The organism is Clostridium sp. CAG:43, from assembly GCF_000434655.1.
GTDB classification, from domain to species: Bacteria; Bacillota; Clostridia; order Lachnospirales; family Lachnospiraceae; genus Otoolea; species Otoolea fessa.
In genome coordinates this window covers 28,863-29,789 of the sequence record NZ_FR895057.1, presented here as the reverse complement: position 1 = coordinate 29,789, position 927 = coordinate 28,863, and the positions used below count along the sequence as shown (strand labels likewise).

Annotated in this window: 1 protein-coding gene; it reads right to left on the bottom strand. The window is 53.3% G+C overall.

Annotation, left to right across the window (positions count from 1 at the left end; translation table 11 throughout):
- Positions 1–204: 204 nt before the first annotated feature.
- On the bottom strand, positions 205–927 hold a 723-nt coding region (locus QVO97_RS04790), incomplete at its 5' end, for an MATE family efflux transporter (RefSeq protein ID WP_288188963.1).

Below are 927 nucleotides of genomic sequence, written 5' to 3'. Positions count from 1 at the left end.
ATATCCATATCGTGTTTACATACCGGGCACTGGCAGCAGCGGTGTGCGAGTGGAGTGGAATGTGCATGGCAAAAATGGAATTTGTGTTTTATGGATAGCAGTGTGATAAAATTTTAGGAGCAGATAGAACGAGAAAAAGAGCTTTAAATGAAATAAGGATGGAAGAAATCACCTCTCTAAAGTGAATTCTTCCATCCCTTTTCTTTACTCTTTTACAATCCGAAACTCCCTCCATTTTCCACTCCGGTAGCGCATCACAACTACGAAGCAGGCGATCAGCCATGCGGGCGGCATGCTCACATAGTAGCAGCGGAAGCCAACCGGGGTGAGCGCCAGCAGGAAGGAGAGCGCGAGGCGGATGCCCAGGTTGATGAAGCCGGAAGCTGCCGGGATCTTGACATCGCCTGCACCCTGCAGAAAACCGCAGGTGATGTTGGTGATCGTGCTGGTCCAGATGAAGAACATCAGGATGTCGAGATGTTCCTTTGCACGCCGCAGGGACTCTCCGGTGATGTTGAAGATCTGGAGAAGTGGCCGGTCAAAAAGCAGAACTACGATACTGATGGAGATACTGATCAGGACGCCCATCAGGATGGTGGTGCGGTAGCCGCGGCGGGCACGGTCCAGTTTTTCAGCGCCGATATTCTGTCCGGCGAAGCTGGAGATGGCGACGTTAAAGCTCTGGGACGGGATGTGCGCGAGCTGTTCGACCTTCAGCATGGCAGCGTAGCCCTCGATGCTGGAAGCGCCGAAGGAGTTGATGAGACGCTGCAGGATGAGGAAACCGATCGAATTGACGCCCGTCTGCAGCATGATCGGAATACTCAGGCGCATCAGCAGCGCCCCCTGTCCCTTCCAGGCGTAGAGATAACGCCGTTTTGGCAGCAGATCCGGGAAAATGTGCCGCAGATACAGGAAACTGGAGAT